Source organism: Pseudonocardia charpentierae (genome assembly GCF_031845345.1).
Lineage (GTDB): Bacteria > Actinomycetota > Actinomycetes > Mycobacteriales > Pseudonocardiaceae > Pseudonocardia > Pseudonocardia charpentierae.
Window position 1 is genome coordinate 15,909 of record NZ_JAVREJ010000024.1, and the last position, 23,008, is coordinate 38,916.

General features: G+C 72.5%; 21 protein-coding genes and 1 pseudogene. 10 read left to right on the forward strand and 12 right to left on the reverse strand.

Translation table 11 applies throughout. The features are described from left to right. Positions 1-1,011 (reverse strand): TerC family protein, encoded by a 1,011-nt coding sequence (locus RM445_RS26075; RefSeq protein WP_311559498.1) that lies wholly within the window; start codon positions 1,009-1,011, stop codon positions 1-3. A 192-nt stretch (positions 1,012-1,203) separates the two neighbouring features. Here RM445_RS26075 and RM445_RS26080 point away from each other — a divergent pair, with 192 nt between their 5' ends. The 3 genes from RM445_RS26080 to RM445_RS26090 are packed head-to-tail and all read left to right on the forward strand — an operon-like array spanning position 1,204 to position 3,687. After that, the gene (locus tag RM445_RS26080) at positions 1,204-1,515 is read left to right on the forward strand and encodes a hypothetical protein (RefSeq protein ID WP_311559499.1); all 312 of its coding nucleotides are present in this window, start codon (positions 1,204-1,206) and stop codon (positions 1,513-1,515) included. Between the two features lie 28 nt (positions 1,516-1,543). Beyond that, positions 1,544-2,776, forward strand: coding sequence for a cupin domain-containing protein (locus tag RM445_RS26085; RefSeq protein WP_311559500.1), 1,233 nt, complete (start codon positions 1,544-1,546; stop codon positions 2,774-2,776). Beyond that, positions 2,773-3,687, forward strand: coding sequence for a sucrase ferredoxin (locus RM445_RS26090; protein WP_311559501.1), 915 nt, complete (start codon positions 2,773-2,775; stop codon positions 3,685-3,687). The genes RM445_RS26085 and RM445_RS26090 overlap by 4 nt, the downstream gene beginning before the upstream one ends. A gap of 12 nt (positions 3,688-3,699) precedes the next feature. Here the strand turns inward: RM445_RS26090 and RM445_RS26095 are convergent, their stop codons facing one another. Beyond that, positions 3,700-4,128, reverse strand: a complete 429-nt coding sequence (locus RM445_RS26095; protein WP_311559503.1) for a hypothetical protein — start codon at positions 4,126-4,128, stop codon at positions 3,700-3,702. Positions 4,129-4,238: 110 nt separating this feature from the next. Between RM445_RS26095 and RM445_RS26100 the strand changes: the two genes are divergently transcribed. Then, positions 4,239-5,330: a spore photoproduct lyase family protein gene (locus RM445_RS26100; protein ID WP_397469401.1), complete on the forward strand. Its 1,092-nt coding sequence runs from the start codon at positions 4,239-4,241 to the stop codon at positions 5,328-5,330. Between the two features lies 1 nt (position 5,331). On the opposite strand, the gene glpK is transcribed toward RM445_RS26100, so the two are convergent. Both glpK and RM445_RS26110 read right to left on the reverse strand, forming a co-directional pair. Next, positions 5,332-6,843, reverse strand: coding sequence for a glycerol kinase GlpK (glpK, locus tag RM445_RS26105; protein WP_311559505.1), 1,512 nt, complete (start codon positions 6,841-6,843; stop codon positions 5,332-5,334). A 10-nt stretch (positions 6,844-6,853) separates the two neighbouring features. Further along, positions 6,854-7,615, reverse strand: a complete 762-nt coding sequence (locus tag RM445_RS26110) for an IclR family transcriptional regulator (RefSeq protein ID WP_311559506.1) — start codon at positions 7,613-7,615, stop codon at positions 6,854-6,856. Positions 7,616-7,783: 168 nt separating this feature from the next. Here RM445_RS26110 and RM445_RS26115 point away from each other — a divergent pair, with 168 nt between their 5' ends. The 3 genes and pseudogenes from RM445_RS26115 to RM445_RS26125 all read left to right on the forward strand — a co-directional run. Next, the gene (locus tag RM445_RS26115; protein WP_311559507.1) at positions 7,784-9,520 is read left to right on the forward strand and encodes a glycerol-3-phosphate dehydrogenase/oxidase; all 1,737 of its coding nucleotides are present in this window, start codon (positions 7,784-7,786) and stop codon (positions 9,518-9,520) included. Positions 9,521-9,696: 176 nt separating this feature from the next. Further along, entirely contained in the window at positions 9,697-10,104 is a 408-nt protein-coding gene (locus RM445_RS26120; RefSeq protein WP_311559508.1) for a four-helix bundle copper-binding protein, read from the forward strand. A 119-nt stretch (positions 10,105-10,223) separates the two neighbouring features. Beyond that, positions 10,224-11,273, forward strand: a pseudogene (locus tag RM445_RS26125) (NAD(P)-binding domain-containing protein); the annotation flags it as partial. Positions 11,274-11,749: 476 nt separating this feature from the next. Here RM445_RS26125 and gndA read toward each other — a convergent pair. Both gndA and RM445_RS26135 read right to left on the reverse strand, forming a co-directional pair. Beyond that, positions 11,750-13,288, reverse strand: a complete 1,539-nt coding sequence (gndA, locus tag RM445_RS26130; RefSeq protein ID WP_311559509.1) for an NADP-dependent phosphogluconate dehydrogenase — start codon at positions 13,286-13,288, stop codon at positions 11,750-11,752. A gap of 172 nt (positions 13,289-13,460) precedes the next feature. Further along, positions 13,461-14,492 (reverse strand): LacI family DNA-binding transcriptional regulator, encoded by a 1,032-nt coding sequence (locus RM445_RS26135; RefSeq protein WP_311559510.1) that lies wholly within the window; start codon positions 14,490-14,492, stop codon positions 13,461-13,463. Between the two features lie 97 nt (positions 14,493-14,589). Here RM445_RS26135 and RM445_RS26140 point away from each other — a divergent pair, with 97 nt between their 5' ends. The 3 genes from RM445_RS26140 to RM445_RS26150 are packed head-to-tail and all read left to right on the forward strand — an operon-like array spanning position 14,590 to position 17,865. Further along, positions 14,590-15,789, forward strand: a complete 1,200-nt coding sequence (locus RM445_RS26140; RefSeq protein WP_311559511.1) for a phytanoyl-CoA dioxygenase family protein — start codon at positions 14,590-14,592, stop codon at positions 15,787-15,789. Positions 15,790-15,793: 4 nt separating this feature from the next. Then, positions 15,794-16,813, forward strand: coding sequence for a Gfo/Idh/MocA family oxidoreductase (locus RM445_RS26145; RefSeq protein WP_311559512.1), 1,020 nt, complete (start codon positions 15,794-15,796; stop codon positions 16,811-16,813). Continuing rightward, positions 16,810-17,865, forward strand: coding sequence for a Gfo/Idh/MocA family protein (locus RM445_RS26150; protein WP_311559513.1), 1,056 nt, complete (start codon positions 16,810-16,812; stop codon positions 17,863-17,865). Before RM445_RS26145 ends, RM445_RS26150 begins: the two co-directional genes overlap by 4 nt. A 79-nt stretch (positions 17,866-17,944) precedes the next feature. Here the strand turns inward: RM445_RS26150 and RM445_RS26155 are convergent, their stop codons facing one another. The 6 genes from RM445_RS26155 to RM445_RS26180 form a co-directional block, all read right to left on the reverse strand. Next, entirely contained in the window at positions 17,945-18,955 is a 1,011-nt protein-coding gene (locus RM445_RS26155; RefSeq protein ID WP_311559514.1) for a 1-acyl-sn-glycerol-3-phosphate acyltransferase, read from the reverse strand. 8 nt (positions 18,956-18,963) lie between these two features. Continuing rightward, a complete protein-coding gene (locus tag RM445_RS26160) occupies positions 18,964-19,809 on the reverse strand; it encodes a patatin-like phospholipase family protein (RefSeq protein WP_311559515.1) in 846 nt (281 codons plus the stop codon). Between the two features lie 103 nt (positions 19,810-19,912). Beyond that, the gene (locus tag RM445_RS26165) at positions 19,913-20,728 is read right to left on the reverse strand and encodes an SCO1664 family protein (RefSeq protein WP_311559516.1); all 816 of its coding nucleotides are present in this window, start codon (positions 20,726-20,728) and stop codon (positions 19,913-19,915) included. Continuing rightward, positions 20,725-21,291: a DUF3090 domain-containing protein gene (locus RM445_RS26170; protein WP_311559517.1), complete on the reverse strand. Its 567-nt coding sequence runs from the start codon at positions 21,289-21,291 to the stop codon at positions 20,725-20,727. The genes RM445_RS26165 and RM445_RS26170 overlap by 4 nt, the downstream gene beginning before the upstream one ends. 71 nt (positions 21,292-21,362) lie before the next feature. After that, a complete protein-coding gene (locus RM445_RS26175) occupies positions 21,363-22,067 on the reverse strand; it encodes a histidine phosphatase family protein (RefSeq protein ID WP_311559518.1) in 705 nt (234 codons plus the stop codon). 43 nt (positions 22,068-22,110) lie between these two features. Then, positions 22,111-22,932: an undecaprenyl-diphosphate phosphatase gene (locus tag RM445_RS26180; protein ID WP_311559519.1), complete on the reverse strand. Its 822-nt coding sequence runs from the start codon at positions 22,930-22,932 to the stop codon at positions 22,111-22,113. Positions 22,933-23,008: the final 76 nt, after the last annotated feature.

The window sequence follows — 23,008 nt, forward strand, 5'->3', positions numbered from 1 at the left end:
TCAGGGGCGCTCGACGTCCGCCGGCCGCTTCTTCGACGCCTTGAGAGAACCGGGGTGCGCCTTCGCGCTCGGGTCGTTCCGGGTCTTGACCAGGCTGGCCACCGTCACCACCGTCAGCACCACCAGGATCACCCCGAGGCTGATGGGCGTGGAGATCTCCGGCACGGCCGGGCTGATGTCGACGTGCAGCCAGTGCAGGATCAGCTTCACGCCGATGAACGCGAGGATCAGCGCGAGCCCCGTCGAGAGGTAGACCAGCCGGTCCAGCAGGCCCTTGACGAGGAAGAACAGCGCCCGCAGGCCGAGCAGCGCGAAGGCGTTCGCCGCGAAGACGATGTAGGCCTCCTGCGTGACGCCGAAGACCGCGGGGATCGAGTCGAGGGCGAACAGCAGATCGATGCCGCCGATGGCGACCAGCACGATCATCAGCGGGGTGACCATCTTGCGCCCGTCGACCCGGGTGACCAGCTTGCCGCCGACGTACTCGTCGGTGACAGGCAGGAGCTTCCGCGCGCCCTTGACGACGACGTTGTCCTCGATGTCGGGGTCTTCGTCCCGGTGCCGGAACAGCTGCACAGCCGTGAAGATCAGCAGCAGACCGAAGATCAGGAACATGAACGAGAACAGCGAGAGCAGCGTGGCACCGAGCGCAATGAAGATCGCGCGCATGATCAACGCGAGCACGATTCCGAACGTCAGGACCTTGTGCTGGTGCTCCTCGGGCACGGCGAACGTCGTCATGATGATCACGAAGACGAACAGGTTGTCGACCGAGAGGCTCTTCTCGACGATGTAGCCGGCGAGGTACTCGGTGCCGAACTCGCTGCCGTGCTGCCACCACATCCAGGCGCCGAACGCGAGCGCGACCGCGATGTAGAACACCGACCAGGCGGTGGCCTCCTTGAAGCCCACGCGGTGCGGACGCAGCGCGGCGAGCGCCAGGTCCAGTGCGAGCAGCGCGACGATCACCCCGATCGTCACGGCCCACGTCAACCCGCTGATCTGCAGCACGCTCCCGATCCCCTTCGTGTGCGGGGCCTTCCCGCAGGCCGTACTCCGGCCCGCACCCCTGTTAGTAAAGAGTACCTAAAGTCGGCTGAGAGCCTCCGTCCACGAGTCGCGGACGGGCGGGACTGGACCGGCGATCTTCCGGGTAGTCCCGCCCGGTCACCGGCTCAGGTGGCGACGACCCGAGGAGGATCAGTGGCACTCGACGACGAGGACATGACGACGAGCAGCGGCTCCGGCAGCGAGGGCCCGGCCGACTCCGGTGCGACCGGCGGCACCCCGGGCGTGCACGACGGTGGGGCGGACGGCGGCGCCGACAGCGGCGCGGGCGAGGGCCCGGCCGACTCCGGTGCCGGCAGCGGCACCCCGGGCGTCCACGACGGCGGGGCGGACGGCGGCGCCGACAGCGGCGCGGGCGAGGGCCCGGCCGACTCCGGTGCCGGCGATGGCACGCCGGGAGTGCACGACGGCGGGGCCGACGGGGGCGCGGACAGCGGTGCCAGCTGACCCTGCCGTCGCCGACACGACAGCTCCGGTGACCGGGCGGCCCGTACAGGGCCGCCCGGAACCCGGGCCGCTCACCCGCTGCGTCGGCGACCCGGACGTCTTCGCCGCCGAGCACTGGGGCCGCGCCCCGCTGCTGACGCGGAACGGAGCGGGCTTCCGGGATCTGCTCGACCTCGACGGGATCGACGACCTGTTGTCGCGCCGCGGGCTGCGGACCCCGTTCATCCGCATGGCCAAGGCGGGCCAGGTTCTCGACTCGTCGTCGTTCACGGCGCCGGGCGGGGTGGGCGCCGAGATCGGCGACCAGGTCCGCGACGACAAGGTGGCAGCTCTGTTCGGCGAGGGCGCCACCGTCGTCCTGCAGGCCCTGCACCGCACCTGGCCGCCCGTGATCGACTTCTGCACCCGGCTCGCGGCCGAGCTCGGCCACCCGGTGCAGGCCAACTCCTACGTCACGCCCCCGTCGTCGCGCGGATTCTCCGCGCACTACGACGTGCACGACGTGTTCGTGCTCCAACTCGCGGGCCGCAAGCACTGGACGATCCACGCTCCCGTGCTCGCCGACCCCCTGCGCGACCAGGGGTGGGGACAGCGGTCTGCGGCGGTCGCCGCGGCGGCCGAGCAGCCGCCGGTGATCGACGCGGTCCTCGAGCCGGGCGACGCCCTGTACCTGCCGCGCGGATGGCTGCACGCGGCGACGGCGCTGGGTGAGGTGTCGGCGCACCTAACAGTCGGCATCCACGTCGTCACCAGGTTCGCGCTGGTCGAGGCGCTCATGGCACTGGTGGCCGACGATCCCGCCCTGAGGGCCACCCTGCCGTTGGGTATCGACGTCGCGGATCCCGCGGCGCTCGCTCCGCACCTGGATTCCGTCCGCGCCGCTCTGGTCGACGCGCTCGGCCGGGTGTCGGACGACGCCGTGGCCCGCCGCGTGCGGCGCCGGGTGTGGTCGGGCGGCCGCCCCGAACCCGTCGGCGTGGTGGCCGGGACGGCGTTCGCCGCAGGCCTGGCGGTGGGCGACGCCGTGCGGCTCCGCGTCGGCCTGCCCCACCGCCTGCGCCACGCGGGTGAACAGGTGGTGCTGGAGCTGGCGGACCGCGAGGTCGCCCTGCCGGCGTTCACCGAGGAGGCCGTTCGCGCGCTGCTGGGCGGAGATGCGGTCGCAGTGGGTAGCCTGCCGAAGATGGAGGAGGCCGACCAGATCGTGCTCGTGCGCAGACTGCTGCGCGAAGGTGTCGTGGTGCCCGCCGGGCGGCCGTGACGGCGCCGGCTCCCGAGCCGCAGCGGGTGCGGTGCGCCGATGCCGCCGAGGCTGCGGGCGACCTGATGGAGGGGTCGGCGCCGCCCGCCGACCACTGGTTCCTCGTCGAACACCAGGGCCCGTGGGACCGCTACGTGCTGACCGGATCCGGGTTCGACCGGGCCGCTGCGGGCGCACTCGACCGCTGGGCGCGCGAGTGGGTCGGACGGGTGCTGTTCGTCCGCCGGCCCGGTCGCCAGGTACGGCCGGCGCAACGGCGCTGGTACCGCGTCGACGGCCGCCCGGGGCACGAGTCCGTCCGGACGGGGCTCTTCACCGCCGAGGCCGAGCTCGTCGACGTCGTCGCCGACCCCGCAGCGGGTGTCACCGACGACGGTCCGCTCATTCTCGTGTGTGCGCACGGCCGGCACGACCAGTGCTGTGCGATTCGCGGGCGCCCGTTGGCCGCCGCGGTCGCCGCCGAACTGCCCGACCACACGTGGGAGTCGAGTCACGTCGGGGGGTGCCGGTTCGCGGCGGCGATGGTGCTGCTGCCGCACGGCGTCGTCCTCGGGGACGTGGCCGCCGTCGACGGCCCGAAGATCGCCACCCGCTACGCCGCAGGCCAACTACCCGAGGCGGGGGTCCGGGGCCGGGCCTCGCTGTCGCCGGTGGTCCAGGCCGCACAGCACCACGCCCGGATCGCGACGGGGGCGTACGGGGTCGACGCGCTCCGACCCGTCGACGCGAGCCCGGACGGCGCGGGGATCTGGCACGTCCGGTTCGCGGCACCGGACGTCACGATCGTGCTGCGCGAACGGCGGGTCGACGCCGGCCGGGGACTGACGTGTGCCGCGACCGCTCCGGGGTGGATGCGGGTCTTCGACCTGCTCGACGTCGCGGCGCCGGACCGGGCCGCCGCGACGCACTGAGCGGTCGCCCGGTCAGGCCTCGTCGTCCTTGCTGAGGCCGTCGATCAGCAGGCTCAGGCCGGTCCCGAGCATCCAGATGTCCTTCGAGATCGTCAGGCCCTCCGGGGTCGAGCGCGGGTCGAAGCGGCCGCGGCGCATTCCCGGCGTCCTGACGTAGAGGCCGAGCAACCCGGCCGAGAACCCCACGAGCGCTGCGCCGGCGACCGCGGCGGGTACGACCGGGATCAGCAGCGCCGACCCGACGGCGATCTCGCTCGCGGCGAGCAGCCTGAGGAACTTCGGCGGCTCGATCTGCTTGAGGAAGGGGTAGGTGCCGGTGGCGAAGCCGTGCACGCCTCCGGCGGTCTGCTCGTCGCCCTTCCACTTGTCGAGGCCGGAGCTGAGGATGAACGCGCCGGTCGCGACGCGCAGTGGTGCACGGCGCAGCTTGAAGCGAGACATGTGTCCCCCTGAATGAGTACTCAACAGGTGAGCGGTCAACGTACTCGGGCGGGTGACCATCGCAATTCCCGGGCGGGAACGGGCAGCGACTCCCCGCTGTTGCACAACATGTGACCGCATTACTCGCCTCGGCGCGCTCCCGGCTCTGGACCCCCCGCCACGTGGTCGTGACCCGGTCGGCCGGCGAGCGCCCGCACACGGCCGAGATCCTGCGGCGGGTCGAGGCCGCCGGGATCGACGACGTCGAGTTCCTCCGGGGTGACCGCATCGCGGGCCTGCGGGGCGCCGACGAGCGGGCGACCTACGCGCGGGCCAAGGCGACGCTGGCCGTCGTCGTCAGCCCGCCGTCCAAGCGCAAGCTGCAGCCGATCCCGCCGAGCGCCGACTGGCGGGTGGACCTGGCCGAGGGCTGCCCGGCGCACTGCCAGTACTGCTACCTCGCCGGATCGCTCGCGGGGCCGCCGGTCACGCGGGTCTACGCCGACCTCGATGAGATCCTGGCCGGGCTCGACGCGTACGTCGGCACCGGGCAGGTCACCTCGGGGACCGACGCGCGGGGGCACGAGGGGACGACGTTCGAGGCCTCCTGCTACACGGACCCGCTCGGGATCGAGCACCTGACCGGCAGCCTGGCCGCGACGATCGGGCACGTCGGCACGCACGAGTTCGCCGGACCCGTGCAGCTGCGGGCGACGACGAAGTTCGGTGCCGTGGAGCCGTTGCTCGACCTGCCGCACGGCGGGCGCACGCGGATCCGGGCGTCGGTCAACTCGGCGTCGGCCGCGCGCTTCGAGGGGGGCACCGACCCCGTCGCGACCCGCCTCGCCGGGCTCGGCCGCCTCGCCCGCGCCGGCTACCCGGTGGGCCTGACCATCGCGCCGATCATGCCGTCGGGCGACTGGCGCGCCGAGTACGGCGCGCTGCTCGATGCGGCCGCCGCCGAGCTGGCGCCCGTGCCGGGGCTCGACCTGACCGTCGAGTGCATCACCCACCGCTTCACCCCGAACAGCAAGCAGGTGCTGGAGACCTGGTATCCGCGCACGAAGCTGGAGATGGACCCGGACGCCCGCAGCCGGAAGTTCGGGAAGTTCGGCGCGGTGAAGTACGTCTACCCGGCGGCCGAGATGCGTGAGCTGCGCACATGGTTCGAAAGCGCGCTGTCCGACCGCCTCCCCGCCGCCCGCACCCTCTACTGGACCTGACTCACTCCGGCGCAGGCGGCGGGGCCCAGCCGTAGCTGCGGTCGACGGCGCGGCTCCAGTTCTCCCGCTCCCGGCGGCGGACCTCGGCGTCCATCGCCGGCTCCCACGCCGCCGCGCGGTGCCAGTTGCCGCGCAGCACCTCGAGGTCCGTCCAGTACCCGACGGCGAGGCCGGCCGCGTAGGCCGCGCCCAGCGACACGGCCTCCGATCCCAGCGGGCGCTCGACGGGGACGTCGAGGACGTCGGCCACGAACTGCATGAGCAGGTGGTTCGCGGTCATCCCGCCGTCGACCTTGAGCCGGAGGACGGGCAGGCCCGAGTCGGCGTTCATCGCGTCGACGACCTCGCGCGTCTGCCATCCGGTGGCCTCCAGCACCGCACGGGCCAGATGGCCGCGGGTGATGAAGGACGTCAGGCCGACCATCACGCCGCGGGCCTCCGGATGCCAGCGCGGGGCGTACAGCCCGGAGAACGCCGGCACGATGTAGCAACCGCCGTTGTCCGGCACGCTCGCGGCCAGCGTCTCGATCTGCGCGGCGGTGGAGATCATCCCGAGTGCGTCGCGGAACCACTGCACCAGCGACCCGGTCACCGCGATCGATCCCTCGAGCGCGTAGCGCACCTCGTCGCCCAGGACGTACCCGACGGTCGGGATCAGGCCGTGCGTCGAGCGCGCGATCCGCGGCCCGGTGTTCATCAGCAGGAACGCACCCGTGCCGTACGTGCACTTCGCCTCGCCCGCTTCGAAGCACGCCTGCCCGACGAGCGCGGCGTGCTGGTCGCCCAGCGCCCCCGCGACGGGCACACCGGGCAGCACCGTCGTACAGGTGCCGTAGACCTCGGAGTTCGACCGGATCTCCGGCAGCATCCGCGCGGGCACACCGAGCGCGTCGAGCAGCGGGGGCGACCACTGCCGCGTACGCAGGTCCATGAGCATCGTGCGGCTGGCGTTGGTGACGTCCGTGATGTGCCGGCCACCGTCCGGGCCCCCGGTCAGCTGCCACACCAGCCAGCTCTCCATGGTCCCGAACAGCACGTCGCCCGCCTCTGCGCCGGCCCGCGCCCCCGGCACGTGGTCGAGCAGCCAACGCAGCCGCGGCCCGGCGAAATAGGTGGCCGGGGGCAGCCCGCACAGCTCCGTCACCAGCTCGGCGCGCCCGGCCTCCACCAGCCCGGCCACCAGACCCTCCGTCCGGACGTCCTGCCATGTGATGGCGCGGGCCAGCGGTGCACCGGTGTGCCGGTCCCAGATGACGGTCGTCTCGCGCTGGTTCGCGATGCCCAGCGCGACGATGTTCTCCGGCCCGAGCCCGGCGCTGCGCAGCGCCGCGGGGACGATCCGGGTGACGTTGCGCCAGATCTCCTCGGCGTCGTGCTCCACCCATCCCGAGCGCGGGTAGTACTGCCGGTGCTCGCGCTGGGCGACCGCGACCATGCGGCCGGCCGGGTTGAACAGCAGGCACCGCGTCGACGTCGTGCCCTGGTCGATCGCCGCGACCACCCGTTCGGTCACCGTGCCACCCTCATCTGGTCGCCCCCAACCCGACCGAGATCTCCCGTGCCGCGTTGAGCAGGTGCTCCACCAGCCGCGGCGTCGGCGTCCCGCCACCGCTGAACAGCTCGTCGACCGGCCCCTCGACGCCGAGCACCCCCACCACCAGCCCGCCCGAGGTGCGCACCGGCGCGGCGAGACCGCCGATGCCCGTCCGGTACTCCCCCACGTCGGCCGCCCAACCGCGGTGCCGGAGCGTCGCGAGGTGCTCGGTCAGCATGCCGACGGCGACGACGGTCCGGCCGGTGTAGCGCTGCAGATCGAGCTCGTGCGGCCGCGGCACGGCGATCGGGGCGAAGCCGAGCAGACACTTGCCGAGGGCCGAGGCGTGCAACGGGAGCTGCTCCCCCGTCCGCAGCCGCTGCGGCGAGCCGTCGGGGCGGAAGACGTGGTGCACCAGCTCGACCGTCGATCCGGCCGGCATGCCGAGCAAGACCTCCTGACCCGCGCTGCCGGCCAGCGAGTCGGCCCAGTTCATCGCCCGGGAGCGCAGGTCGTGGCGGTCCCAGCCACTTCCGAGCCGGCTCAGGCCCGCCGCCAGCGCGTACCGGCCGGTGTCGCGGTCCTGGTCGACGAACCCGACCTCGCGCAGCGTGCGCAGGATGCCGTGCACGGTGGGGCGGGCCAGGTCCAACGGCGCGGCGACCTCCGCGAGGGCCATTGGACGCCCTGCACTGCCGAGCAGTCGCAGTATCGCGGCGGCGCGTTCGATGGACTGGATGGTGCCCGGCATCGAGCCGCAGCCTAGGTGGGCGGTTCGACCATGTCGAACAGCTCGGCTTGAGCGGCATCACACACTCGGCCGGGTGCAGCCGCCGTCGCTCGGGATGCGGAGCAGCGCGCCGAGGGGTACGCCGGAGTTGTGTACGGCATCGCGTGCTGTCAGGAAAGGACACACCCCATGAGATCGGTCGCCCTGTCCCCCGAGACGCGGGAACGCGCGCTGGACGCGCTGGCGGCGACGACGAAGCCCGGCGGCGAGCTGGACATCCTGGTCGTCGGTGGCGGTGTCGTGGGCGCGGGCGCCGCTCTCGACGCCGCGACGCGCGGTCTGAGCGTCGGACTGGTCGAGGCCCGCGACTTCGCCTCGGGCACGTCGAGCCGCTCGAGCAAGCTCATCCACGGCGGCCTGCGCTACCTGGAGATGCTCGACTTCCGGCTGGTCGCCGAAGCGTTGCAGGAACGCGGGCTGCTCATCCAGAAGCTCGCCTCGCACCTGATCAAGCCGGTCCCGTTCGTCTACCCGCTTCAGCACCGCGGCTGGGAGCGGCTCTACGCCGGGTCGGGCGTCGCGCTCTACGACACCCTCGGTCTGCTCTCGGGTCGTTCCCGGGGCGTCCCGCACCACCGCCACCTCACGCGCCGCGGGGCCCGCCGGATCGTCCCGGCATTCAAGAAGGACGCGCTGGTGGGCGCGCTGCAGTACTACGACGCCCAGGTCGACGACGCCCGGCACACGATGTTCATCGCCCGTACCGCGGCCGCGTACGGGGCGCACGTCGCGTCGCGGGCGCGGGTCGTCGGGCTGCTCAAGGAGGGCGAGCGGGTCGTCGGCGTCCAGGTGCACGACCTGGAGTCGGGGCGGGAGTTCGACGTCCGGGCCCGCCAGGTCGTCAACGCCACCGGGGTCTGGACCGACGAGACCCAGGGGCTGGCCGGCGAGCGCGGCCAGTTCCACGTCCGGGCGAGCAAGGGCATCCACCTCGTCGTCCCGCGCGACCGGATCCGGTCGGAGTCGGGGCTGATCCTGCGCACCGAGAAGTCGGTGCTGTTCGTGATCCCGTGGGGCCGGCACTGGATCATCGGCACGACGGACACCGACTGGTCGCTCGACAAGGCCCACCCCGCCGCCAGCGCCGCCGACATCCAGTACCTGCTCGACCACGTCAACTCCGCGATCGAGCCCGCGCTCACGCAGGAGGACGTCGAGGGGGTCTACGCGGGGCTCCGACCGCTCCTGTCGGGCGAGTCGGAGTCGACGTCGAAGCTCTCCCGCGAGCACGCCGTGGCGCACACGGTGCCCGGCCTCGTCGTCATCGCGGGCGGGAAGTACACGACCTACCGCGTGATGGCGAAGGACGCGATCGACGCGGCGGTGAACGCCCTGGAGACGGTCAACGGGAAGAAGGTCCCGCAGTCGGTGACCGACGACACCCCGCTGCTGGGTGCCGAGGGCTACCACGCGCTGTGGAACGGGCGGTCGCAGCTCGCGCAGCGCAGCGGGCTGCACGAGGTCCGGATCGAGCACCTGCTCGACCGGTACGGGTCGCTGGCGCACGAGGTGCTCGACCTCGTGGCGGCCGACCCGACCCTTCGCGAGCCGCTGGCCGGTGCTCCCGACTACCTGCGTGCCGAGGCGGTGTACGCGGCGTCGCACGAGGGGGCCCGGCACCTCGACGACATCCTGGCCCGCCGCACGCGCATCTCGATCGAGACCTTCGACCGGGGTGTCGGGGCGGCGTCGGAGACGGCCCGGCTGGTCGCGCCGGTGCTGGGGTGGAGCGACGAGCAGGTGGAGCGGGAGGTCGAGCACTACCGCAAGCGGGTGGAGGCGGAGCGCGAGAGCCAGCGGATGCCGGACGACGAGACGGCGGACGCGGCGCGGATGGGGGCGCCGGAGATCGTGCCGGTGCGGTGATCCGCGGCCGTCGGGCGGCTGGGGTTGTCGCAGCATGGTGGCTTTGCTGCGGTCGGAGTGCAGCAAAGCCACCATGCTGCACTCCCGGAGCCCGCCTTGGACCCGCGTCGGCGGCCCGGTTGAGCCCATGGGCACGGGGTAGGCCTACGGCCCCGTCCGTGATCCGAGGAGCACCGATGACCCGCGCCGCACAGATGCTCGAGACCTACCCGGGCGACTTCGGGTTCGACGCGGCGGCGCTCGCCGAGTGCATCGCCGCATGTCAGGAGTGCGCGCAGACCTGTACGGCGTGCGCCGACGCCTGCCTCGCCGAGGAGCAGGTGGCGGACCTGCGCAGTTGCATCACCCACAACCTGAACTGCGCCGCCGTCTGCACCGCGGCCGCTGCGGTGCTCTCCCGCCAGACCGCCTACGACGACGCCGTCACCCGGGCCGTCCTCGAGGCGTGCGCGGCGGCGTGCAGGGCGTGCGGCGACGAGTGCGCCCATCACGGCGAGATGGGGATGGAGCACTGCCGGGTGTGCGCCGACGCGTGCCGGCGGTGCGAGCAGGCCTGCCGGGCGCTGCTCGCCGCCGCGTCCTGACGGCGGCGCCTCGCCGCGTGACGTGGACGTCAGCGCTGTCGAGCACTGATCGAACAGCGCTGACGTGCACCTCACGTCGGCGTCCGGAAGCTGCACCTGCGCGGCGGTGTTATCCAGGCGTGCGAACGGATGTCGTCGTGATCGGTGCCGGGCAGGCCGGGCTGTCGGCTGCTTACGGCCTGCGCCGCGCCGGGCTGGAGCCCGGGTCGGGATTCGTCGTCCTCGACGGTGAGGACGCCCCGGGTGGCGCGTGGCAGCACCGCTGGCCGACGCTGCGGGTCGACGGCGCCCACCGCATCTCGGACCTGCCCGGCATGCCCTTCACCCCCGACGACCCGACACGCCCCGTAAACGAGGTCGTGCCGGAGTACTTCGCCGCGTACGAGGACGAGTTCGACCTCCGCGTCAGACGCCCGGTCCGGATCGACGCCGTTTGGTCGGTCGGCGCCGAGCTCGCCGTGGAGACGTCCGTCGGTACCTGGACGACCCGCGCGCTGATCAACGCCACCGGCACCTGGACGCACCCGTTCGTTCCGCGCTGGCCGGGGCAGGAGTCCTTCCGCGGCAGGCAGTTGCACACCGCCGACTACCGCGGGCCTGCAGAGTTCGCGGGGAAGCGGGTGGTCGTCGTCGGGGGCGGGACGTCCGCGGTGCAACTGCTGCTGGAGATCGCCCCGGTCGCCGCGGCGACGACCTGGGTCACCCGCCGGCCGCCGGTGTGGCACGACGGCCCGTTCGACGCCGAGGCCGGTCGGGCGGCCGTCGCGCTGGTCGACGAGCGGGTCCGGGCCGGTCTGCCGCCGCGCAGCGTGGTGAGCGTGACCGGGCTGATGCGGACGCCGGAGGTGCAGGCGGGGATCGCCGCGGGCGTACTGCAACGCCACCCTCTACCCGAGCGCTTCACCCCGACCGGCGTGATGTGGGCCGACGGAACCGCCGTGGAGGCCGACATCGTCCTGTGGTGCACCGGCTTCCGCGCCGCGCTGGGCCACCTCGCGCCGCTGCACCTGCGCACCCCGAGCGGCGGGATCGTCATGGACGGTACGCGCGTAGTCGCGGACCCGCGGATCCACCTGGTCGGCTACGGGCCGAGCGCCTCGACGATCGGCGCGAACCGGGCCGGCAAGGCTGCGGCGCGGGAGGTCGTCGCGCTGCTGGAGGAGACCCGCGCCGCCTGGAACGGCCAGGAACTGTCGGTGCTGCGTGCCACACTCCCTGCCATGACCGCCCTTCCCTTGCCGCCGCAGCGGCTACCGCTGACGGTCCTCGACTATGTCGCGCTCGGTGAGGACCCCGACGGCGTGCGTTACGAGCTGCAGGAGGGCAATCTTGTGATGGCGCCGAGCCCAATTCCCGAGCATCAGATCGCCGTCATGCGGCTGGCCCCACAACTTGAGGATCGACTTCCTGCGAACCTCGTGCTCGTCCCAGACGTCGACATCGACCTTCAGCTGGTCCCACCAAAACGTCCTGGGACGGTGAGAGCGCCCGACCTCGTCGCTGTTACCGAGCCCGGCGATCGGCCCCAGCTCACCGCCCACCACCTCGCCGGCGAGTTCGGCTACGCAGACGCCGGCCGGTGAGCGGCACCTTCACCGCCACCGAGCCGTTCCCCGTCCGCATCGACCTCGACGCGCTCGTGTAGCTACTCCGCCTTCGGCCCCGTATCGGGCTCGCTCGCCGGCGTGTCGGTGCCCGCGGGCAGCGACGTCGAGCCGCTCGCCTCGCTGCGCGGCTGCCCGCCCGACGCCACCTCGGTGCCGTCCTGGCTCCACCGCGTGTGCCAGTAGCCCTCGGCGTCGGTCCGCTTGTAGGTGTGCGCGCCGAAGAAGTCGCGCAACCCCTGAATGAGGTTCGCCGGGCCGCGCTCGCGCCGGTAGCCGTCGTAGTACGACAGGCTCGACGAGAACGCCGGGATCGCCACCCCCTGCTCGGTCGCCACGACCACCACGCGCCGCCAGGCGTCCTGCGCGTTCGCGACGGCGTCGGTGAAGTACGGAACCATGAGCAGGTTCTCGACGTCGCCGTGCTCGGCGTAGGCGTCACGGATGCGGTTGAGGAAGCGCGCCCGGATGATGCAGCCGCCGCGCCAGATCGTCGCCATCGCGCCGAGGTCGAGATCCCAGTCGTTGGCCTCGCTCGCGGCCCGCATCTGCGCGAAGCCCTGCGCGTAGGCGACGACCTTGCTCGCGTACAGCGCCAGCCGGATGTCCTCGACCAGGTCGTCGCGGTCGGCGCCCTGGCCCGGAGCAGGGCCGGACAGCGTCGTCGACGCCTTCTTCCGCTCGTCACGCAGCGCCGAGAGCCCGCGGGCGAACACGGCCTCGGTGATGCCGGTGAGCGGGATGCCCAGCCCGAGGGCGTCGACCGCCGTCCAGGTGCCGGTGCCCTTCTGCTCGGCCTGGTCGACGATCACGTCGACGAGCGGGCCGCCCGTCTTCTCGTCGGTCTTGGCCAGGACCTTCGCGGTGATCTCGATGAGGAACGAGTCGAGGTCGCCGGAGTTCCACTCCTCGAAGATCTTCGCGATGGCCGGCGCGTCCAGGCCCGCGACGTGGGTCAGCAGGTCGTACGCCTCGGCGATCAGCTGGATGTCGGCGTACTCGATGCCGTTGTGCACCATCTTGACGTAGTGACCGGCGCCGCCGGGCCCCACGTGGACGCAGCACGGCGTGCCGTCGACGACGGCGGCGATCGAGGTGAGGACCTCCTCCACCTCGGCGTACGCGCTCGGGTCGCCGCCCGGCATGATGCTCGGCCCGAGCAGTGCGCCCTCCTCGCCGCCGGAGACGCCGATGCCCATGAACCGGATCCCGTTCGCGGCGCACTCCTCGGTGCGGCGCACGGTGTCCGGGAAGTGCGAGTTGCCCGCGTCGATGATGATGTCGCCCTCGTCGAGCAGCGGGGTGAGCTCCTCGATCACGGCGTCGACGGGCCTGCCCGCCTTGACCATCACGATGATCCGACGCGGCGTCTCCAACGCGTTCACGAAGTCCTCGACGGACTCGCAGCCCGTGAACGGGCCCTCGTCGCCGTACTCCTTGATGAACTCGGTCATCTTCGCCGTCGTGCGGTTGTGCACGGCCGTCGGCGTACCGCGCCGGGCGATGTTGCGGGCCAGGTTGGCACCCATCACCGCCAGCCCGGTCACCCCGATGCGACTCTTGCCGGTCGATTCGGTCATCGCTCTCCCTCTGGGCGCGGTGCGCCCTCGGAGGCGCTTCGGTGGGTGACGGGTGCGCACGTTACGACGTCGCCGCCGACGGCGCACTGATCCTGCAACCAGCCTTCCGCAGATCGGCAACCGACGCGAGCCCTGCCGCGAACCCGTGGATCGGTGCGGGCCACGTGCGTGGTCACCCCGGCGACGGCGGCAGGTTGTACGGCGTCACCACCTGGATGGCAGAATGCCACGAGCGCGGATGCCCGGCGAGCGCGCCGTGCGCCTGCATGATCACCTGGCAGGCGTGGCGCATGTCTTGCCGCAGGTCGTGGTGCAGCACCGCCGAGAGGTGCCCGTCGTGCAGCAGGGCGAGGTTGTGCTCGTGGAGGTCGTGGGCCACGAACACGCGGTACGTGCGCCCGGCCTCGGCGAACGCGTCGACGACCGCCCGGTTGCCGCCGAACGCGTACATCGAGTAGACGGCGACGATGTCGGGGTGGGCGGCCAGCGCGTCGAGCACCAGCCGGTGCAGGTCGTCGCGGCCGTCGGTGTTGACCAGGTCGACCTGTCGGCGGTTCGGCGCCACCGTGCGCTGCGTCGCGCGGAAGCCCATCTCCCGCTCGTCCTCACCCCGGAACGACCCGTCGCCGCGAGTGACGAGGACCGTGCCGGAGGCGTCGCCGAGCCACTGGTCGATCAGGTACGCGGCAGTCGCGCCGACCGCGCGGTTGTCGATGCCGACGTAAGCGGTGCGCGGGCTGACGGGGAGGTCCGTCACGAAGGTGACCACCGGGATCCCGACGCCGACGAGGCGCTCGACGGCGGCCACCACCCGCGGGTCGTCGGGCGCCTTGAGCACGACACCCTGCGAGCCGCGCGTCGCGATGCGGCCGAGAGTGGCGACGATGTCGGCTACCGGTGCGGCCTCGGTGAGGTGGAACCGCGAGCGGAAGACGGCCGGTCGGATCCCCGGCAGCTCGGCTTCCAACGCCGCGCGCACACCGGACGAGAACTGCACCGGGGCGTCGACGACGAGGTCGACGACGAAGGTCCGCCCGGCCAGCCGGAGCTGGGTGCGCTGCCGGTGCAGATCTTCGATCGCCTGGTTGACCTCGGCGACCGTGCTGGCCCGTACCCCGCCGCGGCCGTTGAGGACGCGGTCCACCGTCGCCTCGGACAGGCCGGCCTGAACGGCGATCTCGCGAATCCGATAGGGGTGGCCCACGGGCTCATGCTGAGGGGTTTTTGAGGGATCGGCAAGGGTTGACCGACAGCTCCGGCGGCACTCACCCTGAGGGAACCACACGACGAAGGAGTCCGACGTGACCGCAGCACCCGTTCGCCCCAGGTCTGGAAGCTTCGGGGCCTGGCTGACCCGCGACGACTGCAACCTGCAGGACTTCCGCGCGGTCGTCGAGGTCGAGACCGACGCCGCCGACTACCCGCACGCGGACCGCGTCGAGCGCGGCGTGCTGTTCTACGGCGAGACGCTCGCGGACGACGTCGCCACCCCGGAGGGCCGCCGCGCGGTGCAGGCCGAGCTGGCGTACGCGCTGATGGACGGGCCCGGGATCGTCGTGTTCAAGAAGGCCTTCGAGCCTGCGGTCGTCGACAGGGCCACCGCCGTGATCACGTCGCTGATCGAGGAGCAGAAGTCCCGCGGCGTGCAGACGGGCGACCACTTCGCCAAGCCCGGCTCCAACGACCGGCTGTGGAGCGCGCTGGAGAAGCTCGCCGTCACCGACCCGGAGACGTTCGTCGACTACTTCGCCAACGACGTCGTCAACCTCGTCTCGGTGGCCTGGCTCGGCCCGAACTACCAGATCGTCTCCGACCCGAACGTGGTCAACCCGGGCGGCACCGCGCAGACCGCGCACCGCGACTACCACCTCGGTTTCATGGACCTCGACCTCGCCGGGCAGTTCCCGGCGCACGTCCACCGCCTCTCGCCGGTGCTGACGCTGCAGGGCGCGGTCGCGCACGTCGACATGCCCGTCGAGACCGGCCCGACGATGTACCTGCCGCACTCGCAGAAGTACGAGCCCGGCTACATGGCGATCGGCCTGCCGGAGTTCCAGGAGTACTTCGAGCAGAACTACGTGCAGCTGCCCCTGGAGAAGGGCGACGCGGTGTTCTTCAACCCCGCCCTGCTGCACGGCGCGGGTACCAACCGCACCACCGACGTCAAGCGCATGGCGAACCTGCTGCAGGTGTCGTCGGCGTTCGGCCGGGCGATGGGGACCGTCGACACCGAGCGGGTGTCGGAGGCGCTCTACGCGACGTTGCGCGCCCGCAAGGCGGCCGGGGCGCCCGAGAAGGACCTGCAGAACGTCGTCGCCGCGGCCGCGGAGGGCTACGCCTTCCCGACGAACCTGGACCGCGACAAGCCGGTCGGCCGGCTGACGCCCGAGAGCCAGGCGGAGCTGGTGTGGCGGGCGCTGCAGGAAGACTGGGACGAGCAGGCCTTCACCGCTGAGCTGGCCGCCCAGACCGAGCGTCGTCGCTCGTCGCTGGCCCGGTGACGGCGTGGTCGATCTGATCGCCGCTGCGGCTGCCGTCGGGCAGCCCCTCCGCGTCGGCGTCATCGGCGCCGGGATCATGGGCGCCGACCACGCGAACACCCTGCGCCGCTCGGTCCGGGGCGCCGAGGTCACGGCCGTCGCAGACGTCGACCTGGATCGAGCGAAGGCCGCCGCGGCCGGGGCCACGGCCTACGACGACGCCTTCGCGCTGATCGCGGATCCTGCGGTCGACGCCGTTCTGATCGCCTCGCACGACTCGGTGCACGCCGCGCAGGTCGTCGCGGCGGCCCGGGCAGGCAAGGCGGTGCTGTGCGAGAAGCCGCTCGCGCCGACGCTCGCCGAGGGACGGCAGGTGCTGCGCGACATCGGCGCCACCGGCGAGGCGCTGCTGTCGCTGGGCTTCATGCGCCGCTTCGACCCCGGCTACGTGCAGCTGCAGCAGGCGATCGACGACGGCACCGTCGGCGCACCCGTCCTCGTGCACAACATCAGCCGGGGCGTCAGCGGCGCTCCGAACGCCACGTCGGAGTTCTCGATCACGGGCTCGGCGATTCATGAGTTCGACGTGGTGCCGTGGCTGCTGCGCTCGCCTGTGGTCGAGGTGTCGTGGACGGCGCCGCGCCGGTCGTCGCAGGTCCACGAGGGACTGCAGGACCCGCAGGTGATCCACCTGCGGACCGCGGACGGCGTGCTGAGCACCTGCGAGACGTTCCTCAACGCCCGCTACGGCTACGACATCCGCTGTGAGGTCGTCGGCGAGACCGGCGCGATCAGCCTGACCGAGCCGGCGCGGGTGCGGATGGACGCCGGGCAGCGCCACGGCATCGGCTACGCCGCCGACTGGCGGCCTCGGTTCGCCGACGCCTACCGCATCGAGCTGCAGGCGTGGGTCGACGCGGTGCTGGCCGGGGCACCGACGCCGCTCGCCACCGGGCGCGATGGCGTGGCCGCGAGCGCCGTGGCCGAGGCCGTCATCACGTCGATGCACGAGGGCGGGCGCCTGACCAAGGTCGAACTCCCATGAGTTTTCCCAGCACCTTCCCGGCCTCCCGCCTGCCCGACCCGATGGCGGCGCCCACCCTGCGGTGGGGCGTGCTCGGCACCGGCTGGATCGCCGAGCGGTTCGCCGGCTCCCTGCGCCGCAACACCCGCCAGGAGGTCGTCGCCGTCGGATCGCGGTCGGTGGCGTCGGCGAAGGAGTTCGCTGACCGGGTCGGGATCGGGCGGGCGCACGGCTCGTACGTCGACCTCGTCACCGATTCCGAGGTCGACGTCGTGTACGTCGCCACGCCGCACAACTTCCACCACAGCCACGCCCAGCTCGCGATCGACGCGGGCAAGCACGTGCTGGTGGAGAAGCCGCTCGCGCTGAACGCAGTGGAGGCGGCCGAGGTCGCGGAGCGGGCGGCCGAGCGCGGCGTGTACTGCGCCGAGGCGCTGTGGACGTTCTACCTGCCGAGCTACGACGTGATCCGGCAACTGCTCGACGACGGCGTGCTCGGCGACGTGCGGACCGTGCTCGCGGACCACGGCGAGTGGTTCCCGGACACCCACCGCATCCTGCGCCACGACCTCGCCGGCGGGGCGCTGCTCGACCTGGGCACCTACCCGCTGGCACTCGCGTCGTGGGTGCTCGGCGAGCCCGAGCAGGTCGTCGCGATCGGGCAGGACGTGCCGGGCGGCGAGGTGCACGGGCAGGTCTCGGCTGTGCTGCGGCATTCGGGCGGCACCCAGTCGGCGATCAACACGACGGTCATGGCCGACACCCCGAACCGGGCGGTGCTCGCGGGGACGGGCGCCACGCTCGTCACGGACGGCCCGTTCTTCTTCCCGGGCGACCTGACGCTGACGTCGGCGGGCAAGGAGTCGACGATCCACTACACCGAGCCCGCAATCGGCCACGACGGGCTGTTCGTGACGGCCGTCGAGGCGGCCCGGCGGATCGCGGCGGGCGAGACCGGCACGCCGCTGCGCCCGCTCGCCGACTCGGTGGCGACGCTCAGGGTGGTCGACGAGATCCGCCGCCAGATCGGTGTCACGTACCTCGAGGAGTCCGCCCCCGGCCTCCCGCAGTAGCCCGAGTTGCGCGTTCGCGCCCGGCGAGTCTTACGTTTCTGCACGCGAGTCTTGCGTTGCTGCACGTGGCGGGCCGCGATCAGCGGTCCGCCCGCGTCGCGTCGACCCAGGCGTCGATCCGTTCCCACCAGTCGTAGAGCCACGCCGCCTGCGCCTCGAAGCCGACGGGCACCTCGTCGGCCGGGACCCGCCACCACCGCATCCGGACGAGGGTGTCCAGCGGCAGCCCGCGCCAGACGTCGGCGACGGTGAACAGATGGTCCAGACCCGCATGGGCGACCCAGACCACGTCGGCGTCGGGTGCGGCATCCAGAGCGGCGGCGACCCCGCCCGGCTGCGGCGGCAGCACGTGCCGCATCGCCTCCGAGCGGCGGGCGGCGTCGTCCAGCCCCCGGGCACGCAACCGCGCGATCCCTGCGGCCCGGCGACGCTCGGTGAAGTTGCCGCCCTCGGGGAAGATCACGAACGCGTCGTCACCGTCGAGTTCCATCGCCAGTTCCCCGATCTGCCGCTCGACGTCCCGTCCGCCCGTGGACAGGAAGCGGTTCGGCAGGCGGTTGAGCACGACGTCGAGCGCGGGATCCCACTGCAGCGCGGCGGCGAGGACGATCCGCGGCTCCCGCGCGTACCAGTTGACCAGCGCGTGCATCAGCAGGAACGAATCACCCGGTCCGGCGTGCCGGCAGAACACGAGGAGCGGGCGGCCGAGGTACTCGTCCGGAACCGGGCCCTCGACCTCCACCTGCAGCCCGAGCACCCGCGTCGCGGCGTGGTGGAAGATCCACAGGTACCCGCCGACGAGGCGGTAGTGCACCCGTTGGAACGGTGGCGTCCGCACGAGCGCTCCGAAGCCGGCGGCGAGCCACAGCCCGAACAGCGCCATCAACGAGGCGCTCTCCAGCACGAGCCACACGATCGCGACCCACAGCACCCGAAGCGCCCGGAAGCGGCCGGGCAGCAGCGGCGACGCGGCGGCCGCGACCAGCAGCCACAACGGCAGGGTGAACAGGAGCACGATCGTGATCCCCACCATCGCCGGGGCGAGCACCACACGGCGTAACCAGCGGGGCGGCAGCGGTTTCGGCGCCATCAGGGGCATCAGAGACGCACCGTGCTCAGATAGTCCGTCGAGGCCCGGTAGGCACCGTCGATACGGCGTCCGATGCCCGAGACGTCCCGGTAGCGCAACGCCTCACGGCTGTTCCAGCGCGGCGCGGCACCGTCGCCCGCGGGCAGGAGGTGCACCTCGACGGCGTCGGGGACCGCGCTCATGTCGCGGGCGAAGCGGTGCCGGCGCGCGATCTCGAACGCGACCACCGCCACCTCCCAGGGATTGCGTGGAGGGTCGAGCTTCTGCTCGATGCGCCCGACCTGCAGGACGAACACCCGGCGGGCGCCGAGCTCGACGGCCCGCCCGAGCGGGATGCTGTCGACGAGGCCGCCGTCGAGGTAGTGACTGCCGTCGATCTGCACGGGTGGGAGCAGGCCGGGAACCGCAGCGGAGGCGAGGACGGCCTCGACGACCGGCCCGCGGTCGAACCAGTGCTCCGCGGCGTCCTCGATCCGGGCAGCGCAGCACTGGAACGGGACCGGCAGGTCATCGATCCGGCGGTCGCCGAGCTGCGCGACGAGGGCGCGACGCAGGGGTTCCGCGGAGTGCGCGGCGGTGCGGGTGCGCGCGAGCTCCCGCAGCCGGGCGACGGTGCCGGCGGCGAAGACCTCGGCGGCGTCCGGTGAGCGCCACAGTGCTTCCAGACGATCGGCGACCTCCGACGCCGGGCATGCGGCGAGGACCGCGCCGTTGATCGCCCCCACGCTGGTGCCGACGACGAGATCGGGGCGGACGCCCGCGTCGAGAAGCGCGCGGAGCATGCCGACCTGCACGGCACCGAGCACTCCCCCGCCGCCGAGGACCACGGCCGTGCCGACGCGTTCCGCAGCCACCGGCTCATGCTTGCACGGGCTTCACGGCGGGGCTGTCCGCGCACGGCGCACCGGAACCGCAGGACTCGCGTGCAGAAACGCAAGACTCGCCAACTCGCCGGGGCTAGAAGGCCGGCCAGGGGATCGCGGGGCCGTAGCCCGAGGGCTCGGGGAAGCAGGGATCCTTCAGCAGGGCGTCCAGCCGCGTCCGCAGAGCGCGGACCTCGCGCCGCGTGACGTACCCGCCCAGCTCGTCGCGGAACGACCCGCCGCCGTCGAGCGCGGCACGCAGCTTGCGCAGCGGCTCGAGCACTTCCGGACTCATCGGCTCCCCGACCCAGCCCCACAGCACCGTGCGCAGCTTGTGCTCGACGTGCAGGCACAGCCCGTGGTCGACCCCGTAGATCCGGCCGTCGACGCCGGCGAGGACGTGCCCGCCCTTGCGGTCGGCGTTGTTGACCACCACGTCGAACGTCGCCATCGCCTGCAGCTCGGGGACGTCCGCGTGCACCAGCACCGCCGGCTCGCCGCGGCCGTCGCGGGCCCGCAGCACGCCCAGCCAGCCGGACGGCACCTCCGTCGGCGGCAGGACGTCGACGAGCTCGCGCTCGTCGTCGGTGTCCACCCAGACCTGGACCATCCCGGGACCGAACGGTCCGTCGCGCAGCAGCGTCGGCGGGACGACGTGCCAGCCCCCGACCTCGGAGATCAGATAACTGGCCACCTCGCGCCCGGCCAGCGTGCCGTCCGGGAAGTCCCAGAGCGGCCGCTCGCCGCGGACCGGCTTGTAGACGCACCGCAGCTCCACGCCGTCCGCGCTGACCGTGCCGAAGAGCGTGGCGTTCGAGGCGTCGACGAGCCGGCCCGTGATCTCGATGCGGCCGCGCCGCAGCAACTCGGGGACGGCAGGGTCGCGCAGATCCACGGGGGCGGCGGTCACTCCGCGAGAGTGGGCCGGCGGTGGTAGCCGTTGAGCCGGATGCAGACGTGGCCCTCAGGGTTGAGCGGCTCGGCACACAGCGGGCACGGCGGCCGACCGGCCGAGACGACCTTCTCGGCGCGCTCGGCGAACGCGCGGGCCTGGACCGGTGACAGGAACACCCGCAGGGCGTCGGGCCCCTCGTCGCCGTCGTCGAGGACGACCGACTCGTCGACCTCCTCCTCGCTCACCGCGAGCAGTTCGACGACGATCGTGCGGGAATCGGCGTCCCAGCCCAACCCCATGGTGCCGACCCGGAACTCCTCTTCGAGCGGCACGGCGAGCGGGTCGGCGTCCGGATCGCCCGCACCCGCGGGGGCGTCGGAGCCGAACCGGCGCGCGACCTCCTGCAGCAGCGCGGTGATGCGCTCGGCGAGCACCGTGACCTGCTGCTTCTCGAGCAGCACGCTCACCGTGCGGGCTTCCTGGATCGCCTGCAGGTAGAAGGAGCGGTCGCCGGGCTCGCCAACGGTCCCGGCGACGAAGCGCTCGGGCTGGCGGAAGACGTGGATGACGCGTGGCATGACCCCACCCAGGGTAGACCGCTCAGCCGAGACCGGCACACCGCGCGCAGACCGGATCGGCGGGCGGGGTCTCAGGCAGGGCCCGTGGCCCCCCCGACGACGGCGTCCGATGTCTCCTCGGACCCCTCCCCCGGCTTCGGCTCCGGCGGGACCAGCCCGGCGACGTCGCCGCCCAGGTCGTTGACCCGCACGACGAACGGACGGGTCTCGGTGTAGTGCACGACGCTGATCGAGCAGGGGTCGACGACGATCCGCTGGAAGTTGTCGAGGTGGCAGGCCAGCGCGTCGGCCAGGATCGACTTGATCACATCGCCGTGGCTGCAGGCCAGCCACACCGCGCGCGAGCCGTGCTCGGCGGCGATCCGTGCGCCGTGCGCGCGGACGGCGGCGACCGCACGGGCCTGCATGCCGGCCAGCCCCTCCCCGTCGGGGAACACCGCCGCCGACGGGTGCGCCTGCACGACCCGCCAGAGCGGCTCGTCGGCGAGCTTCTTCAGCTCACGCCCGGTCCACGAGCCGTAGTCGACCTCGGCCAGCCCCGGCTCGGTCGTCGCGGTGAGGCCGCGTTCGCCCAGCAGCGGCGCGACGGTCTGCTCGCACCGCAGCGCCGGTGAGCTGACGATCTCCGCGAGCGGCACCCCGGCGAGCCGCTCGACGACCCGCTCGGCCTGGGACCGGCCGGTCTCGTCGAGCTCCACCCCGGGGGTGCGGCCCGCCAGCACGCCCGCCGCGTTCGCCGACGAGCGCCCGTGGCGCAGAAGGATCAGGGTGGTCACGATCGTCGAGCCTACGTGCCGGCTCCTCGCGTCCCGGCGCAGCTCAGGTCGCGGAGATCCATCCCGCCCCGAGGGCGGCGAACAGCACGGCACCGAGCGCGAGCCGGTACCAGACGAACAGGTAGACGCTGTGGTGCTCGATGTAGCGCAGCAGCCAGGCGATCGCCGCGTAGCCGACGCCGAAGGCGATGGCCGTCGCGACGATCATCTGCAGGCCGCTCGGGCCGCCGGGAGTGAGCACGTCGGGCAGCTCGAACAGCCCGGAGGCGACGACCGCGGGGATGGCGAGCAGGAACGACAGCCGGACGGCCGCGGGCCGGGTCAGGCCGAGAAACAGCCCCGCGGTGATCGTGCCGCCGGAGCGGGAGACCCCGGGGATCAGGGCCAGCGCCTGTGCGAGACCCATGCCGATTCCCTGGGCGAAGGTCACGCGCTCCAGGTCGACCTTCTGCTTCCCCAGCCGCTCGGCGATCCCGAGCAACACGCCGAACACGATCATCGTGGTGGCGATCAGCCACAGGTTGCGCGCCACGGTCTCGATCTGGTGCTGCAGGAGCAGCCCCAGCACACTGATCGGGATCGTGCCGATGATCACCAGCCAGGCGAGCCGGTACTCCGGCTCCCCGCGCTCCTCGCGGTGCCGGAGCCCGCGCACCCAGCCCACGACGAGCTGGGCGATGTCGCGCGCGAAGTAGATGAGGACCGCGGCTTCCGTACCCAACTGGGTGACAGCGGTGAACGCCGCACCGGGGTCGTTGCCGAAGAAGACCCCGGACACGATCCGCAGATGGGCCGACGACGAGATCGGCAGAAACTCCGTCAAGCCCTGGACAAGCCCCAGGACGACGATCTCGAGCCAGCTCACGCCGAGTACGTCCCGTTGGCGGAGATCATCTGGTTCAGGTGGGCGGAAATCCTCACGGCGCCGCACCGTACAGCCC

What these genes read in the sequence shown, in the direction of transcription:
- RM445_RS26170 (WP_311559517.1), bottom strand. Translation starts at nt 21,291, where the DNA reads ATGCCACGCGTCATCCACGTCTTCCGCCAGCCCGAGCGCTTCGTCGCC.
- RM445_RS26110 (WP_311559506.1), bottom strand. Translation starts at nt 7,615, where the DNA reads ATGCCGGGCACCATCCAGTCCATCGAACGCGCCGCCGCGATACTGCGA.
- RM445_RS26095 (WP_311559503.1), bottom strand. Translation starts at nt 4,128, where the DNA reads ATGTCTCGCTTCAAGCTGCGCCGTGCACCACTGCGCGTCGCGACCGGC.
- RM445_RS26120 (WP_311559508.1), top strand. Translation starts at nt 9,697, where the DNA reads ATGACCCGCGCCGCACAGATGCTCGAGACCTACCCGGGCGACTTCGGG.
- gndA (WP_311559509.1), bottom strand. Translation starts at nt 13,288, where the DNA reads ATGACCGAATCGACCGGCAAGAGTCGCATCGGGGTGACCGGGCTGGCG.
- RM445_RS26115 (WP_311559507.1), top strand. Translation starts at nt 7,784, where the DNA reads ATGAGATCGGTCGCCCTGTCCCCCGAGACGCGGGAACGCGCGCTGGAC.
- RM445_RS26155 (WP_311559514.1), bottom strand. Translation starts at nt 18,955, where the DNA reads ATGGCGCCGAAACCGCTGCCGCCCCGCTGGTTACGCCGTGTGGTGCTC.
- RM445_RS26150 (WP_311559513.1), top strand. Translation starts at nt 16,810, where the DNA reads ATGAGTTTTCCCAGCACCTTCCCGGCCTCCCGCCTGCCCGACCCGATG.